Origin of the sequence: Leucobacter sp. NPDC058333, from assembly GCF_042726155.1 — a bacterium.
In the GTDB taxonomy this organism is placed as follows: Bacteria; Actinomycetota; Actinomycetes; order Actinomycetales; family Microbacteriaceae; genus Leucobacter.
In genome coordinates this window covers 1-12716 of record NZ_JBHXHV010000003.1, presented here as the reverse complement: position 1 = coordinate 12716, position 12716 = coordinate 1, and the positions used below count along the sequence as shown (strand labels likewise).

General features: G+C 63.9%; 11 protein-coding genes and 1 rRNA gene. 2 read left to right on the top strand and 10 right to left on the bottom strand.

Translation table 11 applies throughout. The features are described 5' to 3' along the window. Window positions 1-105: 105 nt before the first annotated feature. The 3 genes from ACFWHR_RS10540 to ACFWHR_RS10530 form a co-directional block, all read right to left on the bottom strand. Window positions 106-783, bottom strand: coding sequence for a MerR family transcriptional regulator (locus ACFWHR_RS10540; RefSeq protein ID WP_382448263.1), 678 nt, complete (start codon window positions 781-783; stop codon window positions 106-108). Window position 784: 1 nt separating this feature from the next. Continuing rightward, window positions 785-1249 carry an FHA domain-containing protein gene (locus ACFWHR_RS10535; RefSeq protein ID WP_382448262.1) on the bottom strand — a complete coding sequence of 155 codons (465 nt, stop codon included), beginning with the start codon at window positions 1247-1249 and terminating at the stop codon, window positions 785-787. Between the two features lie 138 nt (window positions 1250-1387). Then, window positions 1388-2863: a helix-turn-helix domain-containing protein gene (locus ACFWHR_RS10530; RefSeq protein ID WP_382448261.1), complete on the bottom strand. Its 1476-nt coding sequence runs from the start codon at window positions 2861-2863 to the stop codon at window positions 1388-1390. A 130-nt stretch (window positions 2864-2993) separates the two neighbouring features. Between ACFWHR_RS10530 and aceA the strand changes: the two genes are divergently transcribed. Together aceA and aceB are read left to right on the top strand one after the other, a co-directional pair. Then, entirely contained in the window at window positions 2994-4316 is a 1323-nt protein-coding gene (gene aceA / locus ACFWHR_RS10525) for an isocitrate lyase (protein ID WP_382448260.1), read from the top strand. A 93-nt stretch (window positions 4317-4409) separates the two neighbouring features. Beyond that, window positions 4410-6074 (top strand): malate synthase A, encoded by a 1665-nt coding sequence (gene aceB / locus ACFWHR_RS10520; RefSeq protein ID WP_382448701.1) that lies wholly within the window; start codon window positions 4410-4412, stop codon window positions 6072-6074. Window positions 6075-6142: 68 nt separating this feature from the next. On the opposite strand, the gene mnhG is transcribed toward aceB, so the two are convergent. The 7 genes from mnhG to rrf form a co-directional block, all read right to left on the bottom strand. Continuing rightward, window positions 6143-6565, bottom strand: a complete 423-nt coding sequence (gene mnhG / locus ACFWHR_RS10515; RefSeq protein ID WP_382448259.1) for a monovalent cation/H(+) antiporter subunit G — start codon at window positions 6563-6565, stop codon at window positions 6143-6145. Beyond that, a complete protein-coding gene (locus ACFWHR_RS10510; protein ID WP_382448258.1) occupies window positions 6558-6869 on the bottom strand; it encodes a monovalent cation/H+ antiporter complex subunit F in 312 nt (103 codons plus the stop codon). The genes mnhG and ACFWHR_RS10510 overlap by 8 nt, the downstream gene beginning before the upstream one ends. Next, window positions 6866-7432, bottom strand: coding sequence for a Na+/H+ antiporter subunit E (locus ACFWHR_RS10505; protein ID WP_382448257.1), 567 nt, complete (start codon window positions 7430-7432; stop codon window positions 6866-6868). The genes ACFWHR_RS10510 and ACFWHR_RS10505 overlap by 4 nt, the downstream gene beginning before the upstream one ends. Then, window positions 7425-9095: a Na+/H+ antiporter subunit D gene (locus tag ACFWHR_RS10500; RefSeq protein WP_382448256.1), complete on the bottom strand. Its 1671-nt coding sequence runs from the start codon at window positions 9093-9095 to the stop codon at window positions 7425-7427. The genes ACFWHR_RS10505 and ACFWHR_RS10500 overlap by 8 nt, the downstream gene beginning before the upstream one ends. Beyond that, on the bottom strand, window positions 9092-9535 hold the full coding sequence (locus ACFWHR_RS10495; protein ID WP_382448255.1) for a Na(+)/H(+) antiporter subunit C: 444 nt from the start codon (window positions 9533-9535) through the stop codon (window positions 9092-9094). The genes ACFWHR_RS10500 and ACFWHR_RS10495 overlap by 4 nt, the downstream gene beginning before the upstream one ends. Beyond that, window positions 9532-12423: a Na+/H+ antiporter subunit A gene (locus ACFWHR_RS10490; RefSeq protein WP_382448700.1), complete on the bottom strand. Its 2892-nt coding sequence runs from the start codon at window positions 12421-12423 to the stop codon at window positions 9532-9534. Before ACFWHR_RS10490 ends, ACFWHR_RS10495 begins: the two co-directional genes overlap by 4 nt. Before the next feature lie 210 nt (window positions 12424-12633). Beyond that, a 5S ribosomal RNA gene (rrf, locus tag ACFWHR_RS10485) occupies window positions 12634-12716 on the bottom strand; the annotation flags it as partial.

The following is a 12716-nucleotide window of genomic DNA, read 5'->3' as shown; positions in this document are numbered from 1 at the left end:
CGCTATCGAGCGCATCGTCCCCGCGCAACGACCGTCGAGTGTCAATTATGGCGTGTCGACTTCAGGTAGAACTTGAAGGTTGAAATCACGCCGATTCCACCGCGATTACGCGGTTCCAATTCGCCGACGCAACACGCCGGAGCGCACCGTGTCGAAGTAGTCAGCGAGCTCGAGCGAACCCTCGGCGGCCGCCGGCGACGACGCCTTGACGCCTCGCGTCGACACTGCGTGGGCAATCAATTCGGCCTCACGCTCTGCAGCAACGCGCAACGGACGCAGGTGACGCGGCGTAATGCCGTGCTCAGCGAGTTTCAGCAGCGCCGTTACCTGCGCGACTGCGTCGTGGGGAAACACCTCAGCGGCGGGCAGCAGACCAGCGGCAATCGCCTCGCCAATAAAGCGCGGGCTCGCGCCGGTGAGACGCCGCAGTTCGTCGCTGCTCAGAACACGCTTCGGCGCCAAGATGCTCGAGGCGCTGCGCGGTGCCGCTCCCGGAATGATTGGATCGCGTCCGTCATCGAGCTCGTCGAGCACCTCGGCGATAACCTTCAGCGGCAGGTAGTGGTCGCGCTGCAGCGTCAAGATCAGTCGAAGTCGCTCAATGTGCTCCTGCGAGAACTTGCGATACCCCGACTTTGTGCGCTCGGGAGTAACGAGACCCTGCTCTTCGAGAAACCGCAGCTTCGAGGGGGTGAGATCAGCGAAGTCGTCTTGCAGCCTCGCGAGGACTTGGCCAATGCTGAGGAGACCGGGAGCGTGCTGACGAGCCCGCGCGGTCGCCACGCTAGTTCTCCTCGGCGAGATCGAATCGCGAGGCGAAGAAGGTGAACCGGAATTTGCCGACCTGCACCTCGGCGCCATCTGCAAGCGCAACGGAGCCTTCGATGCGAGCACCGTCGCAGAACGTTCCGTTCAGGGAGCCGAGATCAGCGACGGAAAACGCGGTGCCGCTGCGATGGAACTCTGCGTGGCGGCGGGAGACAGTGACATCGTCCAGGAAGATGTCCACTGCGGGGTGTCGCCCGGCGACAGTGACGTCTTGATCGAGCAGGAATCGTGCGCCCTGATCGGGCCCGCGACGCACAACGAGCAACGCCGCACCGGACGGAAGTGCCTCGACGGCCTCGCGCTCATCGATCGTGAGATCGGTTGCGCGCGTGCGAATGAGCGCCCCGAGATCTTCACGGAACTGCTGGGTCGATCGAACCTCGGTGCTGTCGGCGCGACGGGCATGATTTTCACTGCTCATGTCCTCACCCATTTCTACGGTTGGAGCCTCGACGAGTCATTCGACTCGGTACTTCTACGCTATCGCAGGCGGGGGCGCCCGCGCATCTTGCGAGCCCGATTTGTGCGCTTACTCAGCGTTGCGCTGGGAATGTTCTCGCTATTCGTGTGATTCGAGGAATGCGTAGACCTCGTGAGCGTCCACTCCAGGGAACGTTCCGGTGGGAAGCGCGGCAAGCAGGCTCGTCGGGGTCGCCGCTTCTGGCCACGCCGCGGCCTCCCATTTCTTCGTCAGCTCGCCCGACGCTTGCCGGCAGCACCGGTCGTCCGGGCAGAACGACTGCGAGCGGTGCGCGGTCTCGCGACCGCGAAACCACTTCACGTCGGCGAACCGCACTCCGACACTTACCGAATACTGCCCCTCTTTCGCCTTTTCGACCCGAGAGGTGCACCAGTAGGTGCCGCCGGCTGCCATGTCGGTGTATTGATACCACGGGTTAAACCGGTCGGGCTGGCCGAACACGGTGCGCGCCGTCCAGTTACGGCAGACCATCGCGCCCTCAAAGTTCCCGAGCGCGTCAGACGGAAACCGCACGCCGTCGTTCTCGTATGCCTTAATCAGAGTTCCCGACTCGTGCGCCTTCATGAAGTGCACCTCAAGCCCGAGGCGCTCACTCGCGAGGTTCGTAAACCGGTGCGCCGCCATTTCGTAGGAGACCCCAAACGCATCGCGCAGATCCTCCATTGAAATTTGCCGCTGCTGCTTCGCCTCGGCGAGCAGCGGAACCGCGGCCGCCTCGGGCAGCAGCACGGCTCCCGCAAGATAGTTCGCTTCGACCCGCTGCCGCAGAAACTCGCCGTAGCTGCTCGGCTCTTCGTGCCCGCAGACCACGCTCGCAAGCGCTCGCAGAATCGGCGCGCGGGCGTCACGCGACGGTACCGCCCCGCCCAGATACACGCGCCCGTTGCGCCGGTCGATGACTGATCGCGTCGAGTGCGGCATGTCAGAGACATAGTGCAGGCTGAACCCGAGCCGCTCCGCGATGTTCGCGATCGTCTGCTGAGACACCGGGCCGCCCGAGTACCCCACGCTGTCGAGCAGCCGGGTCGCGGCCGCCTCGAGGTCGGCGAAGTAGTTCCCCGCGGTACGCATCTCAGCCCGCAGCTCGGTGTTCGCCCGCCTTGCTTCTTCTGGCGTCGCTGCGCGCTCGCGGTGCAGCCGCTCGACCTCCTGGTGGAGCCCGAGAATTGCCTGCAGAGTTTCGTCGCTCGCTGCCTTCGAGACGCGGATCGGCTGCAACCCGAGCGATTGGAAGACCGGGCCCCGCTGCGCCCGCTCGACGGCAATCTCAAGTGCGGCGCGCGCAGAGGGCGCCTCGGACACCAGCAACTCGTCGACCGTCACGCCGAGTGCGCCCGCGAGAGCCCGCAGCATCGGCAACCGCGGCTCCCGCTTGCCGTTCTCAATTGCCGAGAGTTGCGACGGCGCGCGATCGACGGCCTGCGCCAGCTGTTCGAGCGTGAGTCCGCGCTGTGCGCGCAGGGCACGGATACGTCGACCGAGCGTCAGCGCGTCACCCTCGTCTTCGTGCTCAGCGTCGCCGGCGAATGTCGTATCGGTGGTCAGCAGCGTCATGGAGACATCCTCGCAGCTCCGGTTTCTTCCGACAAGTAGAAATTTTGCGTTTTTTCACCCCCGAAATACGGGCACTCCCCCTCGTGCCGCACCTCAAGATGGAACTACACAGCAATCCACGCCCTCGGGCATGACCACAGGAGTCATCGTGACCAACGACGCATCGCAGACACCCGCCACCGCTGAGCAGCTCGCCTGGGACTGGGAGAACGACCCGCGCTGGGAAGGCATCACCCGCGACTACGCCGCCGAAGACGTCGTGCGACTGCGTGGCCGAGTGCAGGAGGAGCACACGCTCGCTCGCCGTGGTTCCGAGAAGCTGTGGAACCAGCTCACGAGTGAGACGCCCACCGGCGGCTACACCAACGCGCTCGGAGCACTCACCGGCAATCAGGCAGTGCAACAGGTGAAGGCGGGTCTCCGTGCGATCTACCTGTCGGGCTGGCAGGTTGCCGCCGACGCGAACATCGCGGGCCAGACCTACCCTGACCAGTCGCTCTACCCGGCGAACTCGGTGCCGCAGGTCGTGCGTCGCATCAACAACGCGCTGCTGCGTGCCGACCAGATTGAGCACTCAGAGGGCATCCAGACCGTCGAGGACTGGCTCGTCCCGATCGTCGCAGACGCCGAGGCCGGATTCGGCGGACCGCTGAACGCGTACGAGCTGATGAAGTCGATGATCGCCTCGGGCGCTGCGGGCGTGCACTGGGAAGATCAGCTCGCGAGCGAGAAGAAGTGCGGTCACCTCGGGGGCAAGGTGCTCATTCCGACGCAGCAGCACGTGCGCACGCTGAACGCGGCTCGCCTCGCGGCAGACGTCGCCGGGGTGCCGAGCGTCATCATCGCTCGCACCGACGCGGAGGCAGCAACCCTGATCACCTCCGACGTGGACGAGCGCGACCAGCCGTTCGTCACCGGTGAACGCACCGCCGAGGGCTTCTACAAGGTGCAGAACGGGCTCGCGCCGTGCATCGCCCGCGCTAAGGCATACGCCCCCTACTCAGACCTCATCTGGATGGAGACCGGCACCCCCGATCTCGAACTCGCTCGCAAGTTTGCCGAGGGCGTCAAGGCTGAGTTCCCCGATCAGATGCTCGCGTACAACTGCTCGCCGTCGTTCAACTGGAAGCAGCACCTCGACGACGCAACGATCGCGAAGTTCCAGCGCGAACTGGGTGCAATGGGCTTCTCGTTCCAGTTCATCACGCTCGCGGGCTTCCACGCACTGAACTCGTCAATGTTCGACCTGGCTCACGGGTACGCTCGCGACGGCATGGCTGCCTACGTCGAGTTGCAGGAGCGCGAGTTCGCTGACGAGGCCCGCGGTTACACCGCGACCAAGCACCAGCGTGAGGTCGGCACCGGCTACTTCGACGCGATCTCGACGGCGCTGAACCCCGACGCCTCGACGCTCGCCCTCGTGGGTTCGACCGAAGAGGGCCAGTTCCACTAACGGGAAACAGGCTCCCGCCTTCTCGCACGCGCTCACACACGCACACTCACGCAGGATTACACACGCACCATGACACACGCACAGGAGCAGATCATGACGACAACTCATGCGGCACCGCAGCACGACACCGCCTCCACTGAACGCACTCCCTCGGCGAGCACCGCTCGCTTCGAGGTCCTCGGGCGCCCGTTCGACCGCAGCGACGAGATTCTCACTCCTCAGGCGCTTGCGTTCCTGACGGAGCTGCACGACCGCTTCGCCAGCACTCGACACGAGCGGCTGGCCGATCGCCAGCGGCGTCGCTACGAGATCGGTAACGGGCGCGACCCGAAGTTCCGTGACGATACGCGGGCGATCCGTGAAGACGCGAGCTGGCGGGTAGCCGGTGCGGGCCCGGGTCTTGAAGATCGCCGGGTCGAGATCACCGGCCCCACGGATCCGAAGATGACCATCAACGCAATGAATTCGGGCGCGCGCGTCTGGCTTGCCGACCAGGAGGACGCAACAAGCCCGACCTGGCACAACGTCATCGGTGGCCAACTTTCACTGTTTGATGCAATTCGCGATCAGCTCTCGTTCACGAGTCCCGAGGGCAAGGAGTACCGGGTCACCGCGGAGCAGACGCCGACGATTGTAATGCGCCCGCGCGGCTGGCACCTCGTTGAGAAGCACCTGCGCTTCACCGACACCCACGGCCGGTCAGGCGCAGCCTCAGGCAGCCTCGTCGACTTTGGACTCTACGCGTTCCACAATGCGCAGGAGCTCGTGGCGCGCGGGCGCGGTCCGTACTTCTACATCGCCAAGCTCGAATCGAGCGAGGAAGCGAAGCTGTGGGACGACATCTTTACCTTCACCGAGGCGGTGCTGGGACTCCCCCACGGCACCATTCGCGCCACTGTGCTCATCGAGACGCTGCCAGCGGCATTCGAAATGGACGAGATTCTCTATGTGATGCGGGACCACATTGCCGGGCTCAACGCTGGCCGCTGGGACTACATATTCTCGATCATCAAGAACTACCGTGGCCGCGGCGCCCGATTCGTCTTGCCTGATCGCAGTGAGGTCACCATGACCGTGCCGTTCATGCGCGCCTACACCGAACTTCTCGTGCAGACCTGCCACAAGCGGGGCGCGCACGCGATCGGCGGCATGAGCGCCTTCATTCCAAACCGCCGCGACCCCGAGGTCACAGCGCGCGCGGAAGAAAAGGTACGGGCAGACAAGCACCGCGAAGCTGGCGACGGCTTCGACGGCACGTGGGTCGCGCACCCCGACCTCATTCCGGTCGCGCGGGCCGAGTTTGATGCGGTACTGGGCGATCGCCCGAACCAGGTCGAGCGTCAGCGTGACGATGTCACGGTGACGGCCGCTCAGCTGCTCGACGTACACATCGGCCGCGAAATTACCGAGGCGGGCGTTCGCGAAAACGTCTCGATCGGCATTCGCTACATCGAGGCCTGGCTGCGAGGCTTCGGAGCGGTCGCGATCGACAACCTCATGGAGGATGCGGCGACCGCGGAGATCAGCCGCTCGCAGATCTGGCAGTGGATCCACCAGGATCAGTCGACGGCAGAGGGCACGCGCATCACTCGCGAGTGGGTCGCGGACCTCGTCTCGAGCGCTGTCGCAGGCTTCGAGCGCTTTACGGGCGACCGCTTCGACGACGCGGCTGAACTGTTCGCCGACGTAGCGTTGGGTGACGACTTTCCCACGTTCCTGACGGTTCCCGCCTACAGCCGGTACCTCGTCGACGCCTAAGCGATCCGGCGCATTCGAAGGGGCGGGTTCACCACGGTGAGCCCGCCCCTTCGGCGTGCCCTGTTCTGTTAGGCCGCCGTCGGTGAATCGGAATCTGCCTTCGGCTCCGCTCGCTGCAAGCGATCGGGCAGTCGCGGGCCGTACAGATCGCTTCGCTCAATTGCGGGCCCGAGCTCGTCGACAACCAGGGTGGCGGTATCGAGCTGGCCTGTGCGGTACGCCGCACGACCAACCATGTGCGCGGCGACGGGCGCGGTAAGCGACTGGAAGACAAAGACCGGAATCAGGGCGAGCAGCGTGGCGAACGAGCGCTGGTCGAGCGCAATCGCGGTGATGGTGAGCAGCAGCCCGAATATCTGCGGCTTCGTTGCCGCGTGCAACCGGCTGAGCGCATCGGGAAACCGCAGGATGCCGATTCCCGCCGCCACTGAGAGCACAGCGGCAAGAAAGATACAGACGGCAGCGGCCAAATCAAGGAGGTCATCAAACATGTCCGGTCTCCTTTGGCTGCTGGTGGGCGGGCTGCTCGGCCCGTCGCTTCACGAAACGTGCCACAACGATGGTCGCAAGCGTAGCTGTTGCAGCGATCACGGTCATGAGCGGGATCGTGTCAGTGTGTCCACGCGCGACCATGTCCGCTCCGATTGCGAGCATCAGAGTCGTGAGCAGCACATCCGAGGCGATCATGCGATCGAGGATCGTGGGCCCGCGCACGATGCGCACGATAGCGGCAAGCGCGGTTACCGTCAGACCGGCCCCGGCCGCAATCAGGAGTGCGCTCGTGATCAGGTTCATTTCATCGCCTGCAATTCTTGCTTCGAGCCGACTGCGTGCACGAGCAGACGTTCGATCGTGCGCACCTCACGACGCATCTTCGTCAGTTCGCGCTGTGTCGGAGTGTTCAGCACGTGCAGGTACAGCGTGGACTCGAACCGGTCGATCTCAGCAACGAGCGAGCCGGGAATGAGCGAGTTCGTGAGCCCGACCATCGTCATGATGAAATCGGAACGCGTCGCGAGCTTCACGGCGATGATAGAGGTCTTTGGCGGCGGGCCGGGGCGCACTGCGAGCCACGCGACTCCCCACGAGGCACGCGCCAGGTGCCAGAGGAAGTAGGCGAGGTACTTCAGCGCCCACCAGAAGTTGAATCGTCCCGCGAGCTCGACGGGTGGCAGGTAGAACAGCCGCATCACGAAAACTGCGACGATCAGACCACTCAATGCGGAGAGCAGCGAGACTTCGTGCCAGAGCATCATCCACAGCACGATCAGTCCGATGAGGAGCGGCAGCTCGTGCAGGCGCACGCCAAATTCGCGTCGCCGCGCCTCGCGCGGGGTGTCAGAGAGTTGTTCACTCATGCGATTCCCCCTCGTGCAGAGTCGTGCTTCCGCTTCCTCCGCCAGGCCCGCCGCTCCCCGCACCAGTGCCGTCCCCGAGCACCTGTTCGACAACGACTCCCGGGTGCGCCAAATCTTCACCGGCGCGAGTTGCATAAGCATACAGCGGGCCCGCAAACACTGTCAGTGCGATACTGACGACGACCATGCCTGTCGTCGCCCCGAACATGAGCTTCGGGATCGCCTTTTGTTCGGCCATCGGTTGCGCGTCCGGTGCATCGTGCAGGCGCTCGAACAGCGCGCGCTCGCGGTCCCGCAGCACGAGCGCTTCAGTGCTCGCGGGCTTCGTCGCCTTCGTCTCGGCGCGCGCGGGCGTGCGCCAGAACGCGAGCACCCAGGCACGGGCGAGCGCGTACAGCGTAAGCAACGAGACGAGCGCACCGATGCCCATGAGCCAATAGGCCTCTGGGGTACCGAGATCAGCAGCGACCGTAAAGAGCCCAAGCTTTCCGATGAATCCAGAGAACGGCGGGATGCCCCCGAGGTTCAGCATCGGGATAAAGAACAGCACCGCGATAAACGGCGCACTGCGCATCAGACCGCCGAGCCCAGAGATCGAGGTGGTGCCGCCCTGGCGCTCAACGAGACCGACCGCGAGAAACAGCGTCGTCTGCACGATGATGTGGTGGGCAATGTAGTAGATCGTGGCAGCGAAGCCCGCCGCGTTTGCCATGCCAATGCCGAAAATCATGTAGCCGATGTGGCTGATCAGCGTGAACGACAACAGCCGCTTGATATCGAGCTGAGACACCGCGCCGAGAATGCCGACGAGCAGCGTCAATCCAGCGACAATCAGCAGTAACCGATCGATGCTCGAGTTCGGGAAGAGCTGGGTCTGCGTTCGAATGATCGCGTAGACGCCCACCTTCGTGAGAAGACCAGCAAACACCGCGGTCACCGGGGCTGGCGCCGTCGGATACGAATCGGGCAACCAGAACGCGAGCGGGAAAACCGCCGCCTTGATGCCAAACGCAATGAGCAACGCAAGATTGAGCAGCAGCTGAATCTCGCTCGGCAGTTCGGCAATGCGCACTGTCAGCTGCGCCATGTTTACGGTGCCGGTAGCGCCGTAAATCAAACCGATCGCAGCGAGGAAGAGCACGGACGAGACCAGCGACACGATGACGTAGGTGACGCCAGCGCGAATGCGCTGGGCGGTACCGCCCAGAGTGATGAGCACGTAGCTCGCCACCAGTAGGATCTCAAAACCGACGTACAGATTGAACAGGTCGCCCGCGATGAACGCGTTGAACACACCTGCACCCAGCACGAGATACGTCGGGTAGTAGATCGAGACGGGGGTATCCTCGTCGCCGTCAGCGAGGCCCTGCCCGAGTGAAAACAAGAACACCCCGAGCAGCACTACGGAGGACACCACGAGCATCAGCGCGGAGACGCGATCCACGACCAGGGCGATACCAAACGGGGCGGCCCACCCACCCACTTCCATCACGAGCGTGCCGTGTGCGTCGACCAGATACATGAGCACGCCGCTGAGCACCACGACCGCGCTCAGCGCGACGAGCGTAATGCCCTGCTGCAGCTTGCGGTGACCCGGCACCGCAAGCGCAAGGGCCGCGCCAGCGAGCGGAATGAGCACGGCGAGCGGAACGAGTTGTATCACGGTGCCGTCTCCCCGTCTTCGTCGTCGTACTCCTGCGTACCCTCGAGGTCTTCGTCGGTGACCTCGGTCGCCGCGAGCGCACGGGTTGTCGCGATCTCCTGATCCGACTCGTCATCTTCGAGGCGATCGTCGTGATCGTGAGCGAGACGCCACGACCGGTAAATGAGGGCAAGCAGGAAGGCGCTGACACCGAAGGTGATCACGATGGCGGTCAAAATAAACGCTTGGGGAAGCGGATCGCTCATGTCTTCCGCCGGCGTATCGCCCGAGATCGGGGCCGACCCAAACGATCCCGACATCAGAAAAATCAGCAGGTTCGTGGCGTTTCCCACGAGCAGGAAGCCGAGCAGCAACCGCGTCAGCGAGCGATCGAGCATGAGATACACGCCGCAGGTGTAGAGCACGATCATCACGGCGACCAGTACGAGAGGCATCGTCATCGTGCGCTCACCTCCTCTTCCTCGAACGAGGCAATGTCGGCTTCTTCGTGCTCATCGATTTCGGCGCCCAGGCTACGCAGCACATCGAGAATCAAGCCGAACACCACCAGGTAGACGCCAATGTCGAAGATCGTCGAGGTGACGAGCGGGAGCGATCCGAAGATGCCGAGATCGAGGTCGACCCAGGCCGACGCAAGCGCAGACTGACCGAACAGCATCGGAATGAAGGCCATAGACACCGCGAGCGCGAGCCCGGTGCCGAGAATGCGCCCGGCGTCGAGTGGCACAGTGGCGCCGAGCTCGTGGCGACCTCCCGCCAGGTACCGCGCCACAAGCGCGAGGCCCGCGACGAGGCCGCCGGCGAACCCTCCGCCAGGCGAATTGTGACCGGTGAGCAGCAGGTAGATCGAAAGAATAATGAGCGCGTGGAACACCAACCGCACGACGACCTCGAGCAGGATCGAGCGTCGCGCTGGATCGAGGTGACGACCCGCGAGCAACCAGGTGTTGCGGCGAGCCGGATCGTTCGGGTCAGCGACGCGCAGCAGGTGCTCGCGAGCGGCGAATCGTGCATCGCGCCTACTGAGCTTCGGCTTCGTGTCTACCCGGGTGCTCAAGAAGACGAGCGAGGCGACACCGGTGGCCGCCGCGAGAATGACCGAGAGCTCCCCCATCGTGTCCCACCCGCGAATGTCAACGAGCATCACGTTCACCACGTTGCTGCCGTGGCCGCCAGCGTAGGCGAGCTCCGGCAGTTGCAGTGAGATTGGGTCGGCGATGCGCGATCCGAGCGCGATCACGGCGAGCGTCCCGAACACCAGGCCTACTCCGAGCCCGATACCGAGTCGGAGCAGGCGCTTCGGGCGCGAGGCGCGGTGCCCGATGCGCTGCGGGAGGCGACGGATGACGAGCACGAAGGCGATCAGCGTGACCGTTTCAACGAGCGCCTGGGTGAGCGCTAAGTCGGGGGCGCCGTGCATCGCGAAAATCGCCGCCATCCCGTAGCCGGTGATACCTACGAGAACCACAGACTGGAACCGGGTACGAGCACGAAGCGAGAACAAGGCCGCGATGATCATGACGATTGCGATCGGGATCTGGACAGGTGACGTAAAGAACACCCACTCGCTTGGCCACTCGCCGGTCGCCAGCACAGTGCCGCCGAGCGTCCCGATGAGCACAATCAAGATCACCGCGAGATAGAACGGAAGCGAACCGCGCTGGGTGACCGATGTCAGTTTCACCGCGACGAAGTCAACGAAGTGCGTCACGACCCAGTAAGCGTGCGAAGCCGAGAAGCGTTCGGCCGGAGGCGCCATCGTTCGGGTCGTTCGACTGAGCAGCCAGGCGAGCAGCGAGCCCGCTATCCAAACCGCAGCCGATGCGAGCAGCGCTGGGGTCACGCCGTGCCAGAGGGCGAGATGCTCAATCTTGATGCCCGGTGCGCGATCCACAATGAGTGGCTGCAGCACCGCATCCGCTTGGGAGGACGCGAAGCCGACAGCGAGCGTCGCGAGCGCGAACGCCGCCGGGGCAATGAGGATCGAGCGACCCGGTTCGTGCAAAACTGCACAGATGGTGACGTCCCGCTTTGTCGCAAACGCGCCCCACAGGAATCGTCCCATGTAGGCGACGGTCAGCACACTCCCGATGACCGCGACAATGAACGCGACCATCGCGAGCGGCTGCTCATGGGCGACCTCGAGCAGTTCGGTGAAGGCCGACTCTTTGGCGACAAATCCGAAAAACGGCGGGAAACCCGCCATCGAGGCAGCAGCAAGCACCGTAATGACCGTGAGAACCGGCATTTTTCGCCCGAGACCGCTCAGTTTGCGGAGGTCGCGCGTACCGGCGGAGTGGTCGATGATGCCGACTGATAGAAACAGCGGCGCTTTTGCGAGCGCGTGAGCGAACACGAGAGCGAGACCCGCGAAGCTCGCTCGGGGATCGCCGACGCCAAACACCATCACCAGGAGACCGAGCTGGCTGACCGTGCCGTGCGCCACAATCAACTTGATATCAAACTGGCGGAGTGCGCGGATACCGCCGTTGATCATGGTGATCGCGCCGAGCACCACAAGGGTCTCGCGGTACCCGGGCACATCGCCGAACGCGGGCGTGATGCGCGCAATCAGGTAGATGCCCGCCTTCACCATCGCTGCCGCATGCAGGTAGGCGCTCACTGGCGTCGGGGCCGCCATCGCGCCGGGCAACCAGAAGTGGAACGGGAAAATCGCAGACTTTGAGAGGGCGCCGGCGAGAACAAGGAACACGGCAGTAACGCCAACCGCGCCCTCGGGCGGCTGCGCCACGATGTCGGACAGCAGCGAACTACCCACCCGATTGGAAAGCAGCACGAGTCCGACAAGCATCGCGAGGCCACCGAGTGTCGTCACCATGAGCGCCTGCAGCGCTGCTGCCGTGGAGGTGCGCAACCGCGTGAGGTGGCCGATCAGCAGGAAGGAGAAGATCGTCGTGCCTTCCCAGAACACGAACAGCAGATAGACGTCGTCAGCGAGCACCAGTCCGAGCATCGACGCGGCGAATCCCATGAACACCGCGGCAAATCGTTCGAGGCCGGGTTCCCGCACTTCGAAGTAGCGTGTGCAGTACAGCAGCACGAGGGATCCGGCGCCAGTGACGAGCAAGGCGAACAGCGCAGACATCTCGTCGAGCCGGAACGTCAGCGAAAGATCGAGTTGCGGAACCCACGCGAACGTCTCGACAATCGGATCTCCGCGGTAGACCTGGACGGCCAGCACGCCGAACACAACGGATATCACCGCAAGCAAGGCGGCAAAAAGACCAAACACTCTACGGCCCAGGAGGCGCGCGAGGGGGTGGGCGCCGATTGCGGCGACAGCGAGGATGAGCAGCACACTCATCATCGCTCCCATAGGCGGCCCACTTCCGGTTCGGTCGTCGTTTGGTTCTGAGAACAGTCTACCGGAAACGGGTTCGCCGATTCGCTGGATGCGCCAGGGGCGAACTCCAGATCAACCCGGCAATCTGCGAGAAATAGGGCACAAAAAGGTAGAGGCCCGTGTTTCGGGAACCACCATCATGGTGATCCCGAAACACGGGCCTCTGTAAAAGGTGTCCGGCGGTGTCCTACTCTCCCACAAGGTCCCCCTTGCAGTACCATCGGCGCAATCAGTCTTAGCTTCCGGGTTCGGAATGT